The organism is Virgibacillus sp. AGTR, assembly GCF_016919725.2.
Classification (GTDB): domain Bacteria; phylum Bacillota; class Bacilli; order Bacillales; family Amphibacillaceae; genus Virgibacillus; species Virgibacillus salarius.
This window is the reverse complement of the sequence record NZ_JAJERH010000006.1, coordinates 116,085-134,098: the sequence shown is the minus strand read 5'-3', so window position 1 is coordinate 134,098 and position 18,014 is coordinate 116,085. Positions and strand designations below refer to the sequence as shown.

Sequence of the window (18,014 nt, the reverse complement as noted above, 5' to 3'; positions counted from 1 at the left end):
TTAAAAAAAGGGGTACCCCTTTCGTCATTTTTACGTGACTTTTGGGATATCCCTTTTTTTATATTCCGATAATCTTCATGATGAAATCAAACAGGAACAAACCAGATATTACGATTAGTGCAGCCGATAACTCTCGATGTTTTCCAATTGCGATTTTTACAATTGGATATGCAATGAACCCAAAAGCCATACCATCAGCAATGCTGTAGGTGAATGGGATCATTACAACTATGAGTAGAGCTGGTATACATTCTGATAGGTTATCTAATGGTAGATATCGAATGTTTTGGGTCATCAAAAAGCCTACAATAATTAAGATAGGGCTTATAGCTGTATTTGGAATCATTGTTATCCAAGGAATAAGGAAAAGTGTTGCTAGAAACAATACTCCGGCAACGAGAGCTGTTTTTCCAGTTCTTCCTTTGGAAGCAATAACAGCAGCATTTTCTGCAGCAGAAACGGTTGGCGATGTCCCTAAGAAAGCACAGGTTAACGTTGAAAAAGCAGTCACTTGATAGGCTTTTGAGTACCTATTTTCTCGTTTTAACATCTCCAGCTGACCATGTAATAAACCCATGTTCTCAAAAATAAGGATCATCGATAAAGGGAATACCGCTAGCCAAAATGATAACTCATCAATTGCTGAAAATGAAGGCAGAAATAGCATTTCACTCCATGTAATATTTATTGCTTCGTTTCCAGTTTCTATGGTTCCAGCAATGAAAGCAAAAATAGTACCAGCAAACATGGTAAGCAGGAAATTAGCCGGGATATTTTTTACGAATAAGAATATGGCTAGAAACAAAGTCAATAAACTAACAATAACGGTAGCAGAGCTAAAATCACCAATCGCAATGATGGTATTTTCCCCGCTAATAACAAGTCCACTTTTTTCTAGCCCAATTAAGATTAAGAAAAAACCCAAACCAACAGTGATTGCATGTTTCAGTGAATTGGGAATAGCATCTCTTAACAATACACCTAACTTACTAAAAGCTGTTATTAAAAAAATAATAGCAGCTACAAGCACAACAGCTAAGCCTTCTTGAAAATGCAATTCCGTGCCTTCCACGATAGAGTATGCAAACAATGCGTTAATCCCCATACCTGGAATGATGATGAGCGGAAGTCTGCCGATGATTCCCATCAGTACTGTTCCAACAAAACTTGCGAGAATGGTTGCAACCATACCACTTTCAATGGACAACCCTGCTTCACTAAGGATAGACCCATTCACAACAACAATATACATTGTCGTTAAATAGCCTATCAGACCAGCAATAAACTCATTTTTAAAACTTGAGTTCGGCTGTAAATTATGCTGGTGTTTCTTATCAGGCATATGAACTCCTCATCGTATCTCCTGTCCCTCTCCCACCCGATTATAAACGTATAATCCACAAATTTTAATTATAGATCTTATAAACATGGAAGTCAATGTATTACAGGACATGGATAATGAATAAGAATAGCATTTGTAGTGGATTCAAAATTATTCGGATAACATGTATAAATAATAGCGATATACATGTTATCATACTTACAAGGTAATAATGGAAATGATTAATATCGACTTTTTTGTTATAATTTACTATGGAAGCTTAGGGGTATAAAATTGACTTGTTATTGGAATGAATACCCTTACTTTAAAAGATTGTAAAACTGTGGAAACCTAAAACTAGGCGGTGGATAGCTATGAAATATAATTCTGTTTTTGATATTATTGGGCCGGTTATGATAGGCCCTTCTAGTTCTCATACAGCAGGTGCAGCGAGAATAGGTAAGGCAGCACGTACGTTATTCGGAAAAAGTCCGAAGTGGGCAAAGATATATTTATATGAATCTTTTGCAAAAACGTATAAGGGGCATGGTACTGATTTTGCTTTAGCTGGTGGCCTACTTGGATTTGAAACGGATGACACCCGTATGAGTAATGCGTTGAATATCGCAAAGGAAAGAGATTTTTATATTGAATTTATTGAAGATAGCGCAGCTGTCGATCACCCGAATACAGCTAGAATAGTTCTTGGCAATGAAACTGATACGCTTGAACTGGTCGGTGTTTCGATTGGTGGAGGAAAAGTGGAAATCACTGAATTAAATGGCTTTGAATTGCGGTTATCTGGAAATCACCCTGCTATTTTAATTATGCATAACGATCGCTTCGGAGCGATTGCTTCTGTTACAACAATACTTGCCAAACATCAAATTAATATCGGACATATGGAAGTGAATCGGAAGGATGTCGGTAAGGAAGCGTTAATGGTCATTGAAGTAGACCAAAATGTAGATGACGACGTGCTACATGAATTGGATAACGCTGAACACATTATTCAAATTTCCAAAATTGTCAGCTAGTGTTTTAACAAGAGAGGTGGAATTATATGTTTCGTACAGTGAAGGAATTAGTAGAGATTGCTGAAAATGAAAATATCTTAATTTCAGAAGTAATGATTCGGCAGGAAATGGAAGTTAAAGAAAAAACGCGTGAAGAAATATATGGAGAGATGGAGAAAAACCTACAAGTAATGGAAAACGCCATCGAGGACGCTTTGAAAGGTGTTGAATCAGTTACGGGGTTAACTGGTGGCGATGCGGTATTAATACAAAATTACATGAAAGAGAAAACTCCTTTATCTGGAAATTTACTACTTGATGCAGTTAGTAAAGCAATGGGTACAAATGAGGTTAACGCTGCAATGGGTACAATATGTGCTACTCCAACTGCTGGGAGCGCGGGATGTGTACCTGGCACATTATTTGCAGTTAAAAATCAGCTGCATCCTACACGTGAGCAAATGATTCGTTATTTATTTACTGCAGGCGCATTTGGGTTTGTCGTTGCAAATAATGCCTTTATTTCCGGTGCGGCAGGAGGATGTCAAGCAGAGGTTGGTTCAGCGGGGGCAATGGCTTCAGCTGCGATCGTTGAAATGGCGGGCGGCACTCCTCAGCAGTCTGCTGAGGCATTTGCTATGACATTAAAAAATATGCTTGGCCTTGTTTGTGATCCTGTTGCAGGTTTAGTAGAGGTTCCCTGTGTAAAACGAAATGCTGGGGGGTCCTCACTAGCAATTGTATCTGCTGATATGGCGTTGGCTGGTGTAACGAGTAGAATACCATGCGATGAAGTGATTGGCGCTATGTATCGAATTGGGAAACAAATGCCTTCAAGTCTTCGTGAGACTGGTGAAGGTGGATTAGCCGATACACCAACTGGTCGTTTTCTAAAAGATAAACTATTTGGGATTACAAGTTAGAAAGAGTGATTCACATGTTACGTGAGCCTGTAACAAACTTAAAAGGCATCGGCGATAAAATGGCAGAAGACCTTGCACTGATGCATATCTATTCGATTGAAGATTTATTAAATCATTTTCCTTATCGCTATGATATTTTCGAAATTAGGCCTCTTAGTGAGTTAATTCATGATGATAAAGTTACGATTGAGGGAAGGGTGATTCATGATCCTTCTCTTACTTTTTATGGCAAAAAAAAATCAAGACTTACCTTTACCCTCGAAGTTGAACAGGTTGCTGTTAAAGCAGTTATGTTTAATCGAGCTTTCGCTAAGAAACAAATTCATCAGGGGGACACGGTCACATTAACTGGGAAGTGGGATGCCCATCGTTTGCAAATTACGGTTAGTAATTATAAGAAGGGCCATGCCAATCAACAGGCAGAAATTCAGCCTATCTACTCTGTTAAAGGCAATATAACTAATGTTAAGCTGAAGAAATTAATTCAACAAGCATTGAAGGCTTGTTCCACGGAAATAGAAGAATTGTTACCAAATAGATATCTAGCAAGTTATAAAATACCTACTCGTAGTGAAGCTTTTACGATGATGCATTTTCCTAAGCATAGAGTAGCATTAAAGCATGCTAGACGGAGATTTATCTATGAAGAATTTTTACTATTTCAACTAAAAATGCAGCTACTTCGCAAGTTGAAACGTGAGGCAACTGTAGGAAATGCGCAACATTATAATTCAGATCTTGTTCAGGCATTTATTGCAAGTTTGCCATTTGCTTTAACAAATGCACAAGAAAAATCGTTAAATCAAATTCTATCCGATATGAAGTCTCCCTACAGAATGAGTCGTCTTTTACAAGGGGATGTAGGCTCGGGAAAAACAGCGGTTGCTGCAATATGTTTGTATGCTTCACTTACGGCAGGTAAACAAGGTGCGCTAATGGTACCTACAGAAATTTTAGCAGAGCAGCATTTCCAATCACTAGTTGAATTGTTTGATGATAAAGTGAATGTTACGTTATTAACTGGCTCTGTAAAAGGTAAAAAACGAAAAGCAATAACTGAAGGTATTGAGAAACATGAGATAAATATTGTCGTAGGGACGCATGCGCTGATTCAAGAGGATGTCATTTTTGATGACCTTGGATTTGTGATAGTAGATGAACAGCACCGTTTTGGTGTAGAGCAAAGGCGTATCTTACGTGAAAAAGGTCTTCAGCCTGACGTATTATTTATGACAGCAACCCCAATCCCTAGGACTTTAGCTATTACAGCATTTGGCGACATGGATGTATCCGTCATTGATGAGATGCCTATGGGCAGAAAGGAAATTGAGACATACTGGGTAAAAGAAAATACGCTGGATCGTGTGCTTCATTTTATCCATAAACAAATTTCTCTCGGAGAACAAGCATATATTATCTGTCCTCTCATTGAGGAGTCCGATAAATTAGATATTCAAAATGCCGTAGATGTATATCAACAGCTACAAGCGTTCTACCCAGAAGAAATAAAAATTGGTCTCATGCATGGTAGGTTGCCAACAGAAGAAAAAGATGCTGTAATGAAACAATTTGCTGATAATGAAGTACAGATTCTAGTATCGACAACAGTTGTAGAAGTTGGTGTTAATGTACCGAATGCAACAGTTATGGTTATTTATGATGCTGAGCGGTTTGGACTATCACAACTCCATCAATTGCGGGGAAGGGTTGGACGAGGTGCTAAACAAAGCTACTGCATTTTAATTGCCGACCCAAAAGGAGAAACAGGAAAAGAACGTATGCGGATTATGTCTGAAACAACCGATGGATTTGCTTTGTCTGAAGAGGATTTACGATTGAGGGGACCAGGGGATTTCTTTGGAAGGAAACAGAGTGGTGTACCCGAATTTAAAGTAGCTGATATGATTCATGATTATCGAGCTTTAGAAACAGCACGAAAGGATGCGCAGAACATCATTGATGAAAACCTGTTAGAAGATGATCCGGAATTCCGTTTACTGCAGCAATATGTAGAGGAAAATTCCGTTTTTAACGAGAAATTAGACTAAGAAATATTTGCATAAACAAGCAAGGTATTATATATTACTATTAGGACCAAGTCATAAAAAATATGGACGGTGCAAGCATGAAACGACCAAAATCTGATCGACAACGATTATTAAAAGAGACAATTGAAAAGACACCTTTTATTACAGATGAAGAATTGGCAAAACAATTCTCTGTCAGTATCCAAACGATCCGGTTAGATCGGATGGAGCTTTCTATTCCTGAATTAAGGCAGCGGATTAAATCAGTTGCTACGAACCAATGGAATGAAACTGTTAAAGCATTACCACTTGAAGAAGTAATTGGAGAAGTGGTTGACTTGGAATTAGATAATCGGGCAATCTCAATTTTAGACATTGGTGCGGAGCATGTATTCTCGCGTAATAAAATTGCCCGTGGTCATCATTTGTTTGCTCAGGCAAATTCTCTTGCTGTTGCTGTGATTAATGATGAATTAGCTCTAACTGCTAAATCAGAATTGAAATTTACACGACAGGTTAAAGAAGGCGAACGCGTGGTTGCGAAGGCTGTAGTTGAAGGAAAAGAGAAAGGACTTACGATTGTTCATGTTAACAGCATTGTAGAAAATGAAACAGTGTTTACTGGTATTTTCCATATGTATCAACCTAATGAACAAAAAGGAGAACAATAAATGAAACTTGCAATAGATGCCATGGGTGGCGATCATGCACCAAAAGCTGTAGTACTTGGAGCGATGAAAGCTGTCTCTGAGATTGACCAACTACATATTACCCTAGTTGGGGATGAAGCGAAGATAAATGAGTACTTAACAGATACTAAAAATATTGATATTTTACATACAACAGAAGTAATTACTTCAGAAGATGAACCTGTACGTGCGGTTCGCAGGAAAAAGAAGGCGTCATTAGTCTTAATGGCCCAAGAGGTAAAAGAAGGTAGAGCCGATGCTTGTATTTCTGCTGGAAATACGGGAGCATTAATGAGCGCAGGTCTCTTTATCGTTGGTAGAATTACAGGCATTGAGCGCCCTGCTCTAAGTCCGACATTACCCACTTTAGATGGGCAAGGATTCCTGCTATTGGACGTAGGTGCAAATGTTGATGCGAAGCCGAATCACCTATTACAATACGCGTTAATGGGTTCTATTTATGTCGAGCAAGTGCGCTCTATTACCAATCCTAGGGTAGGGTTATTAAATGTTGGAACCGAAGATGGGAAAGGGAATGACCTTACTAAAAAAGCGTTTCACCTTTTGAGTGATACGCCAATTAATTTTATCGGCAATGTCGAAGCGCGTGATTTGTTAACTAACGTTGCAGATGTTGTAGTAACTGACGGATTCACTGGTAATATTGCATTAAAAACAATTGAAGGAACTGCCGGGGCTATGTTTTCCATGCTTAAAGAGACATTTATGTCATCTGTAAAAACGAAAATTGCCGCTGGTATGATTAAAAACGACTTGAAAGGATTAAAAGCAAAACTAGATTATGCAGAATATGGCGGGGCAGGATTATTCGGATTAGCAGCACCAGTTGTGAAGGCGCATGGTTCATCTGATTCAAACGCCATATATAATGCAGTTAAACAGACGTGTCACATGGTTAATAACCAAATTACGGAAACGATTAAACAAACGATTGAGACAATGAATTTGGAGGGGGACAAATAATGAAGCAGGTTGCCTTCATGTTTCCTGGGCAAGGGTCCCAGACAGTAGGAATGGGAAGAGAACTATATGAAGCATCACCTAAGATCCAAAAACTCTTTGATGATGCAGATCAAATTTTACAAAAGAATCTAACAAAAATTATGTTTGAAGGGCCAAAAGAGGAACTCACAGAAACAGAAAATGCACAGCCGGCCTTATTATTAACAAGCATCGCTCTTCACACCATGTTATTAGATATGGAAGTACAGCCAGTAATGACGGTTGGTCATAGTCTTGGAGAATACAGCGCATTAGTAGCTGCTGGAGCTATTTCGTTAGAGGAAGCTTTGCCACTTGTAGCAACACGTGGAAAATTAATGGAGCAGGCTTTTCCAAAAGGACAAGGTACAATGGCGGCAGTGCTTGGGTTAGATAGTGAGACGATTCAAGCTGGGCTTAGTGAAATAAATGAAGAAGTTGTAGATCTAGCTAATCTAAATTGTCCAGGACAAATTGTTATTTCTGGGTCAGTTAAAGGTATCGAGATGGCCAAAGAAATTTTAAAAGCGAAAGGTGCTAAACGCGTTCTTCCGTTAAATGTCAGTGGACCATTTCATTCTCGTCTTATGAAATCGGCTAATGAGGCATTTTCAGAGTACTTAAACAAGGTAACGATTAATGATGCAGCGATTCCTATCTACGCAAATGTATCAGCTTCACCAGTAAGGGAGAATGCTGAGATCAAAGAACTATTAATTAAACAACTGTATTCTCCTGTTCGATTTGAGGAATCAATTAGAAATATGATGGAGAAAGAAGTAGATGCATTTGTAGAAGTAGGAAATGGTAAAGTGTTAAGTGGTTTGGTGAAGAAGGTTAATCGAAATACTACTACGTTTGCTGTTCAAGATACTGCTTCATTAAATGACTTTATATCATGGTTTAAGGGGGATTAATAATGCTTAAAGGCAAAAACGCATTGGTTACAGGAGCGTCTCGTGGTATAGGCCGTTCCATTGCATTAGAATTAGCAAAACAAGGTGCGAATGTCACCGTGAATTATGCTGGGAGCGAAGATAAAGCGAAAGCTGTTGTCGAAGAAATTAAAGCGATGGGCTCTAATGCTTTTATCGTGCAAGCTGATGTAGCTGATGAGGCAAGTGTTAAATCAATGATTAAAGAAGTAGTAAGTAATTTTGGTTCATTGGACATTCTTGTTAATAATGCCGGTATAACGAGAGATAATTTATTAATGAGAATGAAAGAAGAAGAATTCGATCAAGTAATTAATACCAATTTAAAAGGTGTATTTGTTTGTACAAAGGCAGTTACAAGACAAATGATGAAGCAAAGAGCTGGAAAGATTGTTAACGTAGCTTCCATTGTTGGAGTTAGCGGAAATCCTGGACAAGCAAATTATGTAGCAGCAAAAGCTGGTGTCATAGGTTTAACGAAAACAACAGCAAAGGAACTTGCTTCAAGAAATATTCATGTTAATGCCGTAGCGCCAGGTTTTATATCTACAGATATGACGGATGCCTTAACTGATGAACAGCAAAAGGAAATGCTAGCAATGATCCCTTTAAACAAGCTTGGAGAGCCAGAGGATGTTGCAAAGGTTGTACGCTTCCTTGCAAGCGATGATGCAGACTACATTACGGGCCAAACGATTCATATTGATGGTGGAATGGTTATGTAATACTACGGATTTCCTTGAAAGGAGGTGAAGGAACGTGGCAGATGTGTTTGATCGTGTAAAAGATATTATCGTTGATCGTCTTGATGTGGAAGAGTCAAAAGTAACAATGGAAGCATCGTTTAAAGAAGATTTAGAAGCTGACTCTCTTGATGTGGTTGAGCTTGTAATGGAGCTTGAAGACGAATTTGATATGACAATTGCTGATGAAGAGGCTGAAAAAATAAATACAGTTGGTGATGCTGTTAACTACATAAACAGCACACAAGAATAACAGGAAGAGAAAGTCTCGCGAGTTTTGGCGGGGCTTTCCGTATATTTAATGGAAATTGAGGTGTCCAGCGTGGAAATTGCCCAGTTAGAGAAACATTTAAATATTATGTTTCACAACCATATATTGATTAGACAGGCATTTACACATTCATCTTATGTGAATGAGCATCGTAAGGAAGTATTTTCGGATAATGAAAGGTTGGAATTTCTAGGTGATGCTGTACTAGAATTAGGAGTATCTCAATATCTTTTTCGTAAGCATCAACATATGCCAGAAGGAGAAATGACTAAATTAAGAGCCTCTATTGTTTGTGAACCTTCACTAGCTAGCTTTGCCAGAGGTCTTGAATTTGGTCAATTTATATTACTAGGTAAAGGGGAGGAACAAACAGGTGGTCGAGACCGCTCTGCTTTACTTGCTGATGTTTTTGAAGCCTTCTTAGGAGCATTATATTTGGATCAGGGGTTTGATGCAGCGTTACAATTTTTAGAAGACCATGTATTTCCGAAGATTACAGATGGTGCTTTTTCGCATGCGATGGATTACAAGAGTCAGTTACAAGAATTAATTCAACAGATTAAAAATCAATCAATCGAGTATAGAATTATAGAAGAAAGAGGCCCATCTCATCATAAAGAATTTGTTGCTAATGTACTCATTCAAAATGAAATTTATGGATCGGGCATTGGACGCACAAAAAAAGAAGCCGAGCAGCGTGCTGCAAAAGCAGCGATAGATAAATATAATTCATAAAACAACTACAGTTGTTTTAAAGTAGATAGAACGATTAGGATGAGCCGTTGTTTTTTCAGTAGTGCGTCAGTTTTTGTACACAAAAACTGACGCACTCTCGCAGGAAGCAACAGCTCACACTTTTCATTCTTATGAGAAACCACTATTACAGTTAAATAGAATGAAAGTTTGGGAGCTCCCCTTGCAAGCGACTCAACACGCGCCATTTATCCACATGGGTAAATTTTATAATTTCCTAGACTACAAAAAAAGATTTCCTTCACTCATTAAGCTTAGCTAAGTGAAGGAGCATCTTTTTTGGTTCTGTATTCGTGTGGGCAGGCCTCTGTCCCGCGAACTTCATAATGGGAATCGTTACGTATTCACTTAATGCTTTCGAACAGATCGTAGCTCTTCAATAAAAGCTTGTGTTTCTTGAGCGCTGAGTCGCCCTTTCTGTTTAATCATATCATACATAAATTTGATCTCTTCATATTTATTCAAATCATAATCTTCCGGATCCATTATCGTGCGATTAACAACATCTAGTTGTTCAGCAATTTCATCAAGTAAAATCTTTAAATTTTCTGCTGATGGTTTTTCTAAGCTCATTCTATAATATCTCTCCCCTACGATTTAAAACTAATAGAGTATGTATGGTCTACTCTTCTTTTGTTTCTATGTTTATGATAAAATAAATGCGGTAAAAAGCCAAATTTGTTTTTCGTAAAACTAATTATAGAAATACGATGAATAAGAATCGTGCTTGATAAATTTATGATAATTGAGAACTTAAATAGATGCAATTTGTCAATGTTCTTTATTGAATTAGGAGAATGTAATATGTACTTAAAAAGGTTGGAAAGTGTTGGCTTTAAATCTTTTGCAAAACGGATTAATGTTGATTTTGTTCCAGGAGTAACTGCAGTGGTAGGACCTAATGGAAGTGGAAAAAGTAATATAACGGATGCTATTCGTTGGGTGCTAGGGGAGCAGTCGGCAAAATCCTTACGTGGATCTAAAATGGAAGATATTATTTTCCAAGGGAGTGATACACGTAAAGCATTAAATGTTGCAGAAGTAACGTTAGTATTGGATAACCATGACCAGCTCCTACCTTTAGAATATGAAGAAGTAAGTGTAACTAGAAGGGTATATCGTTCTGGTGAAAGTGAGTTCTATATAAATAATCAATCGTGTCGATTAAAAGATATTGTTGATTTGTTCATGGATTCAGGACTTGGACGTGAGGCCTTTTCAATTATTAGTCAAGGAAAAGTGGAAGAAATTCTTAGCTCAAAAGCAGAGGAAAGAAGGACTATTTTTGAAGAGGCAGCTGGGGTTCTGAAATATAAGCAGAGGAAGAAGAAAGCCGAATATAAACTAGCTGAAACACAAGAAAATCTAAACCGTGTAGAAGATATTATTCATGAAATCGAGCAACAACTCGATCCAATGAAAAAGCAAGCACAAACAGCAGAAAAATACGTAGCACTCAAAGAAGAATTAAAGGAAAAAGAAATTTCTTATCTTCTAGCTGAAATTGAGATTATACATAATCAATGGCAATCAACGCTTCAAGAGCTCGATCAAATGAAATTAAAAGAAGTAGAGTTGAAAACAGCGATTCAACAAAAAGAAGCGTCACAAGAAAGTGAAAGACAAGCAATTGATCAATTAGATGGCACCATCGAAAAGCTACAGGCTGATTTGTTATCTATGACACAGCAGTTGGAAAAATATGAAGGAAAGAAGCAATTATTTTTAGAGAGATTCAAGCACTTTGAAGACAACAAAGAAAAACTGGAGGAGCAAAAAAAGGAAACTTCAATTCGAATTGGAAAATTGCATGAAGAAGTTATTCAGGAAAAAAAACGCCTATCTGAATTACAAACCATAAAAGCTGCAACAAAAGGTGAAATTAAACAACTCGAACAGAAGCTAAGCTTAGGAAAAGAGAACCTTGCGGAGAAAATTGAAGATTTAAAATCAGAGTACATCGAGTATTTAAATAAGCAAGCTGTTCGGCGAAATGAATTACACTCCATTGACGAGCGAATTCAACAGCTTGATGGCAAGAAAGAAAAACAAACGGAAAAATTTAAAGACTTACTGCGTGAAAGAGAAAAACTGACAAAGCAAGCAAATCAACTGGCAGAAGATCTAAAGAGCCAAGAAAATAAGTACGCAGACAAAGACGACACTATAAAAGCGATCAAGCAAGAATTGGAGCAAAGAAGAAGTGAGTTCCAAGAAGCGCAGGCAAAATTATATCAAGGGTATCAGTACATCGAAAAAATTAAATCAAAAAAAGAAATGCTTGAAGAAATGAAAGAAGACTTTCAGGGATTCTTTCATGGTGTAAAGGCTGTGCTAAAGGCAAGAGAAGATGGAACCTTGACAGATATTAATGGAGCAGTTATTGAATTAATACATGTACCCAAATCCTATATCACTGCGATAGAAACGGTACTTGGTGGACAGGCACAACACATTGTTGTAAAAGATGATAAGGCAGCAAGACAATCCATCGTATGGTTGAAAAAAACAAATAGTGGCCGGGCAACATTTTTACCGTTAGCTTCTATCCAAGAGCGTTTTATTCCAAGCGAGCTAATGAAGAAGTTAGAGCAGCATCAAGGATTTATCGGCATCGCATCGCATCTAGTCAATGTGGATAATACGTACAGGAAGGCCATTAATCATCTAATGGGACACGTTATTATTGCAAAAACATTAAAAGATGCCAACGAGCTGGCTACTACGGCGATGCGGAAATTTCGTATTGTCACACTGGAGGGAGATGTTGTTAACCCAGGAGGTTCCATGTCAGGTGGAGCGCAAAAAAAGACAAATCAATCTCTATTTACAAGAGAAAAAGATCTACAGGAAATGACGGAGAAGCTAAGGCAGTTTGAATCAAAAACCTTAGATTTTGAAAAAAATGTACAAAAGCAAAAGCAATATATTAGTGAAACAGAAAAACAATTACTTGAAGAAGAACAGAGTATTCAACAAGAGCAGCAAAAACTACAGGAATTACGTGCTTTTCATCGAGAAATTGAAATGAAAAAAGAAACCTTAAACGATAATCTTACATTATACGATCAGGATAAAAAACAATTTGCAGAAGATAAAGAACAGCTCGTTCAACGACAAGCGCGATTAACAGAGGAATTAGCCGACTTAAATAGTAAGACCCAACAACTAGAGGAAGAAATTGAAATAGTAACAAAGCAACAATCGGAAGTTCAAGAGAATAAGGAAAGGTTACAAGAGGAGTTACATCGCAACCATGTATTACTAGCAGAACAGGATGAGCGCGAGAAGAGTCAGCGGGAGAAAACAAATAGTGTTCAGAACCAATTAGCTGAACTACAACGTCAATACGATCTGTATGCTGAGGAATTAGATGATTTGCTTGCTTTTCATCAGTCGAATGAGACGGAAGAGGAAATTGATGCATCTATTTCGAATCATCGTACTGAGAAGGAAAAAATCACAGAAACCATACAAAAAAAGCGAGGAGAAAGATCAGAACGCACGCAAATCATGCAGGATAAAGAGCGTGAATTGAAAGAAGAGAATAAACATTACGAAGCTCTCAGAGCAGATATTCAGAAAAAAGAAGTACAGTCGAATCGAATGGATGTAGAATTAGAAAATCTTCTGTCTCATTTACAGAATGAATACATTATTACGTATGAGAAGGCAAAACAAATCTACGATAAGGCTGAAAATAAAGAAGCATCTCAATCAGCGGTGCAGCAATTGAAGCAGCAAATTGATCAGTTGGGGACAGTGAATTTAGGGGCAATCGATGAGTATGAACGAATCACTGAGCGGTACACATTTTTGACAGAGCAACAAACTGATTTAGTTGATGCCAAGAAAACCCTTTACGATGTAATTGCGGAAATGGATGAAGAAATGAAAAAACGATTTGGCAATACTTTTCAGCAAATAAAGGAAGAGTTTGCTACCGTATTTCAACAACTCTTTGGTGGAGGTCGGGCCGAATTAAAATTAACGGACCCAAAAAGTTTACTGGATACAGGCGTAGATATCGTAGCACAGCCGCCGGGTAAGAAGCTTCAGCATTTAGGGTTATTATCTGGTGGAGAGCGGGCATTAACTGCTATTGCTTTATTATTTGCTATTTTACGAGTGCGTCCAGTGCCATTCTGTGTATTAGATGAAGTAGAGGCAGCGTTAGATGAAGCAAACGTATCACGTTTTGCTAACTATGTAAAAATATTTAGTGAAAATACCCAATTCATTGTAATCACCCACCGAAAAGGTACAATGGAAGAAGCAGATGTTCTATATGGTGTAACGATGCAGGAATCGGGTGTATCTCGATTAGTTTCCGTTCGACTGGAAGATACAAAGGAATTAATAAAGTCATAAGGAGGTAATGGAAATGGGATTTATGGATAAATGGAAAATGAAATTTCAAAAAAATGAAGAAGAAACCAAAGAGGTTTCAACGAAATATAAAGACGGGATGAAGAAGACCCGTCAATCTTTTTCTGGAAGGATTAATGATTTAATAGCTCGATACCGGAAAGTAGACGAGGACTTTTTCGAAGAATTAGAGGAAGTGTTAATCACTGCTGATGTTGGTGTATCGACTGTAATGGATTTAATTGATGAATTGAAAATGGAAGTAAAACGACAAAATATCAAAGACTCCAAAGCGGTGAAGGATGTTATTTCAGAAAAACTCGTTGAAATATATTACGGAGAAGATGATGAACAAACAGAACATCTAAATCTTCAAGAGGAACAACTATCCATTATTTTAGTAGTGGGTGTAAATGGAGCTGGAAAAACGACATCTATTGGTAAATTGGCCTATCAGCTAAAACAACAAGGAAAAAAAGTGGTTTTAGCTGCAGGAGATACGTTTCGAGCTGGAGCGATTGAACAGTTAGATATTTGGGGAGAACGAGCCGGTGTTGATGTAATCAAACAAAACGAAGGTAGTGATCCAGCTGCTGTTATTTTTGATGGAATAAAGTCAGCGAAATCACGCAATGCTGATGTTCTTATTTGTGATACAGCAGGAAGATTACAAAATAAAGTTAATCTAATGAATGAACTAGCAAAAGTTAAGCGAGTTATTGAGAGGGAGGTCCCTGGTGCTCCGCATGAAGTTTTACTTGTATTGGATGCAACTACTGGGCAAAATGCTCTTAGTCAAGCAAAAACATTTTCAGAAGCGACAGATGTTTCTGGCATCGTTTTAACGAAATTAGATGGTACAGCTAAGGGTGGTATTGTTTTAGCTATTCGTCATGAATTACAACTTCCAGTTAAGTATGTAGGATTGGGAGAGAAGATGGAAGATCTACAAGAATTTGATGCGCATGCGTTTGTTTATGGGTTATTTGCGGATATGCTAGAAGAAGATTAATTAGTAGCGGCTTGACATACAAACGGAACATTCGTTATTATATTTTGTAAAGGTAAATCACTTAACAAGGGGTGTATATCATGCTAGAAAAAACAACGCGAATGAATTATTTATTTGATTTTTATCAGGCATTACTTACACCCAAACAGCGAAATTACATGGAAATGTATTATCTTGAGGATTATTCTCTTGGTGAGATTTCTGAAGTATTCGATGTATCAAGGCAGGCTGTATATGATAATATTAAGCGAACAGAACATATGTTGGAAACGTATGAGGAAAAGCTATCCTTATACAAGAAGTTTCAGCAGCGATCTGAGCTTATAGAAAGTCTGGAAGCTGAATTGTCTGAGCAAAAAGCTGTTCAGCAAATCATTCATAAATTAAAAGAATTAGATTAGGGGGACACCTTCTATGGCGTTTGAAGGATTGGCCGACCGCCTGCAAAGTACAATTAAAAAAATTACTGGTAAAGGTAAGGTTTCTGAGCAGGATGTAAAGGAAATGACGAGAGAAGTTCGGCTTGCATTACTGGAAGCCGATGTAAACTATAAAGTTGTAAAAGATTTAATCAAACGAATTAAAGAACGTGCTGTTGGTCAAGAAGTTATGGAAAGCTTAACGCCTGGGCAACAGGTTATTAAAGTTGTAAAAGAAGAGCTAACAGCACTCATGGGTGGCGAACAAAGTAAGATCGCTGTAGCAGACAAAGCTCCAACGGTAATTATGATGACTGGTCTGCAAGGTGCTGGAAAAACAACTACAACTGGTAAACTTGCTAACCTTTTACGGAAGAAACATAATCGTTCACCATTACTTGTAGCTTGCGACATTTACCGCCCTGCAGCAATTCAACAGCTCGAAACGTTAGGGAAACAGCTTGATTTACCGGTATTCTCTATGGGAACAGATGCAAACCCGGTTGATATTGCCCAAAAGGCGATTGAAAAAGCGAAAGAAGAGCATCATGATTATGTAATCATTGATACTGCAGGGAGATTACATGTTGATAGTGAACTAATGCAAGAACTAGAAGAAATCAAATCGGTTGTTAAACCTGATGAGATTTATCTAGTTGTGGATTCAATGACGGGACAAGATGCAGTCAATGTAGCTGAAAGCTTTAATGAACAGTTAGATATTACAGGGGTAGTTCTAACAAAATTAGATGGAGATACTCGTGGTGGGGCTGCTTTATCCATTAAGGCTGTGACAGATAAACCAATTAAATTTGCTGGTATGGGGGAAAAGCTTGATCAGTTAGAAGCGTTTCATCCTGATCGAATGGCCTCTAGAATACTTGGTATGGGTGATGTATTATCGTTAATTGAAAAAGCCCAAACGAATGTAGATGAAAAACAGGCGAAAGAGCTTGAAGAAAAAATGAAGAACATGTCCTTTACATTTGATGATTTCTTAGAGCAAATGGGACAAGTGAAGAAGATGGGGCCATTAGATGATCTAATGTCAATGATTCCGGGCGCTAATAAAATGAAGGGGCTTAAAAATGCTCAAATTGACGAAAAACAAATTTCACATGTAGAAGCCATTATTCAATCCATGACTAAGAATGAACGCCAGGACCCAAGTTTGATGAATGCGAGTAGAAAGAAGCGAATAGCAAAAGGGTCGGGAACTTCGGTTTCTCAAGTAAACAGACTATTAAAACAATTTGAAGAGATGAAAAAAATGATGAAGCAAATGACAAATATGCAAAAGGGTAAGAAAGGTAAAGGAATGAAATTTCCATTTATGTAATTCAGAATTCGGAAGCTCTCAGCTCATACTTGCAAGCATGAATTGCTTCATGTGATTTGAGAAGAACGAAGGTTCAAGGGCCTAATTACAAGTAGGAAAATCAAAGGATTAAGCATTGTAATGGAAAAACACTTTACAGACTTTCTGTTTTCTGCTAAAATCTAAAAATGTGTTAAATACTTATATTTGGAGGTGCAAGAAGCATGGCAGTTAAAATTCGTTTAAAACGTATGGGATCTAAAAGAAATCCATTCTATCGTATCGTTGTAGCTGACTCACGTTCTCCACGTGATGGACGTTCTATCGAACAAATCGGAACTTATAATCCTGTTGTAAATCCAGTTGAAGTTAAAATAGATGAAGAAAAAGCACTTGACTGGATGACTAAAGGTGCTAAACCTAGTGATACAGTTCGCAATCTATTCTCAAAAGAAGGCATCATGAAGAAATTCCACGAGCAAAAAAATCAAATTGCAAAGTAGTGTGATATCATGACAGCCCTTATTGAATCTATTGTAACGTCACTCGTAGATCACCCAGAAGACATTGTGGTAACGGAAACGGAAGAAGAATCAAAGATTGTTTATCATCTTTCCGTGAACCCTGATGATGTTGGTAAGGTGATTGGTAAAAATGGACGAATTGCCAAGGCGATCCGTACAGTTGTTTACGCAGCAAAAACCAATAGCAATAAGCGTGTTTATTTAGATATTATGTAGAGGGAAAGGGCGGAACCTTTCCCTTTTTACACATTTTTTTACAAGTTACAAGACGCTTTGTGAGAGTGAGGAATGAACGTTGAAAATTATAAAAAAAGTCCTAATCAAGCAAATTGTCACAGAGAAGAGCAAAGAAAAATTAAAAACTAACTTTTACAATCATAAAATGCGGCTTGAACAAGAGTGTCAACAGCTTTTATTCGAACAAAGAAAGCTCTCTAATAAACCAGGAATCTCCAAGCAAGAGGTTGGTCATCGTTTTCAACAGGAAATTAATAATCGTAAAGAAAAAATTAAGCTTGCTGATTTTAAAATAGAGCAACTGGAAATGCTGGAGATGGGTAGTGAAATAATAGAAAAAGAGGTTGAAGCTCTTGTTGAGGTCTCAGAAGGATCGCATTGGAATGAGCTTATGGGTGAAAGTGCTATCGTTGTCAAAGACGATATAGTCATTCGAATTGATGAATAGCAGGTGAG

Annotated in this window: 18 protein-coding genes; 16 read left to right on the top strand and 2 right to left on the bottom strand. The window is 37.6% G+C overall.

The genetic code is table 11. The annotated features are described in order from the left end of the window. Positions 1 to 58 precede the first annotated feature (58 nt). A complete protein-coding gene (locus tag JUJ52_RS04990; protein WP_026680853.1) occupies positions 59 to 1,342 on the bottom strand; it encodes an NCS2 family permease in 1,284 nt (427 codons plus the stop codon). A 353-nt stretch (positions 1,343 to 1,695) separates the two neighbouring features. On the opposite strand from JUJ52_RS04990, the gene sdaAB reads away from it, so the two are divergent. The 9 genes from sdaAB (at position 1,696) to rnc (ending at position 9,662) form a co-directional block, all read left to right on the top strand. Further along, the gene (gene sdaAB, locus JUJ52_RS04985; RefSeq protein ID WP_026680854.1) at positions 1,696 to 2,358 is read left to right on the top strand and encodes an L-serine ammonia-lyase, iron-sulfur-dependent subunit beta; all 663 of its coding nucleotides are present in this window, start codon (positions 1,696 to 1,698) and stop codon (positions 2,356 to 2,358) included. Between the two features lie 26 nt (positions 2,359 to 2,384). Continuing rightward, complete coding sequence (sdaAA, locus tag JUJ52_RS04980) at positions 2,385 to 3,260, top strand: L-serine ammonia-lyase, iron-sulfur-dependent, subunit alpha (RefSeq protein WP_026680855.1); 876 nt, start codon at positions 2,385 to 2,387, stop codon at positions 3,258 to 3,260. A gap of 14 nt (positions 3,261 to 3,274) precedes the next feature. Next, positions 3,275 to 5,308 carry an ATP-dependent DNA helicase RecG gene (recG, locus tag JUJ52_RS04975; RefSeq protein WP_121605236.1) on the top strand — a complete coding sequence of 678 codons (2,034 nt, stop codon included), beginning with the start codon at positions 3,275 to 3,277 and terminating at the stop codon, positions 5,306 to 5,308. Between the two features lie 77 nt (positions 5,309 to 5,385). Continuing rightward, positions 5,386 to 5,958 (top strand): transcription factor FapR, encoded by a 573-nt coding sequence (gene fapR, locus JUJ52_RS04970; protein WP_166529891.1) that lies wholly within the window; start codon positions 5,386 to 5,388, stop codon positions 5,956 to 5,958. After that, positions 5,959 to 6,960 carry a phosphate acyltransferase PlsX gene (gene plsX / locus JUJ52_RS04965; RefSeq protein WP_026680858.1) on the top strand — a complete coding sequence of 334 codons (1,002 nt, stop codon included), beginning with the start codon at positions 5,959 to 5,961 and terminating at the stop codon, positions 6,958 to 6,960. After that, positions 6,960 to 7,895 carry an ACP S-malonyltransferase gene (fabD, locus tag JUJ52_RS04960; RefSeq protein ID WP_026680859.1) on the top strand — a complete coding sequence of 312 codons (936 nt, stop codon included), beginning with the start codon at positions 6,960 to 6,962 and terminating at the stop codon, positions 7,893 to 7,895. Before plsX ends, fabD begins: the two co-directional genes overlap by 1 nt. Positions 7,896 to 7,897: 2 nt before the next feature. After that, a complete protein-coding gene (gene fabG, locus JUJ52_RS04955) occupies positions 7,898 to 8,638 on the top strand; it encodes a 3-oxoacyl-[acyl-carrier-protein] reductase (RefSeq protein ID WP_205388608.1) in 741 nt (246 codons plus the stop codon). A gap of 34 nt (positions 8,639 to 8,672) precedes the next feature. Further along, complete coding sequence (gene acpP, locus JUJ52_RS04950; RefSeq protein ID WP_026680861.1) at positions 8,673 to 8,909, top strand: acyl carrier protein; 237 nt, start codon at positions 8,673 to 8,675, stop codon at positions 8,907 to 8,909. Between the two features lie 69 nt (positions 8,910 to 8,978). After that, positions 8,979 to 9,662, top strand: a complete 684-nt coding sequence (rnc, locus tag JUJ52_RS04945) for a ribonuclease III (protein ID WP_026680862.1) — start codon at positions 8,979 to 8,981, stop codon at positions 9,660 to 9,662. A 366-nt stretch (positions 9,663 to 10,028) separates the two neighbouring features. Here rnc and JUJ52_RS04940 read toward each other — a convergent pair whose 3' ends face one another. Beyond that, positions 10,029 to 10,253, bottom strand: coding sequence for a DUF1128 domain-containing protein (locus tag JUJ52_RS04940; RefSeq protein WP_026680863.1), 225 nt, complete (start codon positions 10,251 to 10,253; stop codon positions 10,029 to 10,031). A gap of 231 nt (positions 10,254 to 10,484) precedes the next feature. Between JUJ52_RS04940 and smc the strand changes: the two genes are divergently transcribed. The 7 genes from smc to JUJ52_RS04905 all read left to right on the top strand — a co-directional run bounded on the left by smc (position 10,485) and on the right by JUJ52_RS04905 (position 18,006). Beyond that, positions 10,485 to 14,051 carry a chromosome segregation protein SMC gene (smc, locus tag JUJ52_RS04935; RefSeq protein ID WP_121605231.1) on the top strand — a complete coding sequence of 1,189 codons (3,567 nt, stop codon included), beginning with the start codon at positions 10,485 to 10,487 and terminating at the stop codon, positions 14,049 to 14,051. A gap of 13 nt (positions 14,052 to 14,064) precedes the next feature. After that, positions 14,065 to 15,060 carry a signal recognition particle-docking protein FtsY gene (gene ftsY / locus JUJ52_RS04930; protein ID WP_026680865.1) on the top strand — a complete coding sequence of 332 codons (996 nt, stop codon included), beginning with the start codon at positions 14,065 to 14,067 and terminating at the stop codon, positions 15,058 to 15,060. Positions 15,061 to 15,140: 80 nt separating this feature from the next. After that, positions 15,141 to 15,461 carry a putative DNA-binding protein gene (locus JUJ52_RS04925; protein WP_026680866.1) on the top strand — a complete coding sequence of 107 codons (321 nt, stop codon included), beginning with the start codon at positions 15,141 to 15,143 and terminating at the stop codon, positions 15,459 to 15,461. Between the two features lie 13 nt (positions 15,462 to 15,474). Then, the gene (ffh, locus tag JUJ52_RS04920) at positions 15,475 to 16,818 is read left to right on the top strand and encodes a signal recognition particle protein (RefSeq protein WP_026680867.1); all 1,344 of its coding nucleotides are present in this window, start codon (positions 15,475 to 15,477) and stop codon (positions 16,816 to 16,818) included. Between the two features lie 203 nt (positions 16,819 to 17,021). Next, positions 17,022 to 17,300: a 30S ribosomal protein S16 gene (gene rpsP / locus JUJ52_RS04915; RefSeq protein WP_026680868.1), complete on the top strand. Its 279-nt coding sequence runs from the start codon at positions 17,022 to 17,024 to the stop codon at positions 17,298 to 17,300. 9 nt (positions 17,301 to 17,309) lie between these two features. After that, positions 17,310 to 17,537, top strand: coding sequence for a KH domain-containing protein (locus tag JUJ52_RS04910; protein ID WP_026680869.1), 228 nt, complete (start codon positions 17,310 to 17,312; stop codon positions 17,535 to 17,537). Between the two features lie 79 nt (positions 17,538 to 17,616). Then, entirely contained in the window at positions 17,617 to 18,006 is a 390-nt protein-coding gene (locus JUJ52_RS04905; protein ID WP_026680870.1) for a YlqD family protein, read from the top strand. The last annotated feature ends 8 nt before the right edge of the window (positions 18,007 to 18,014 follow it).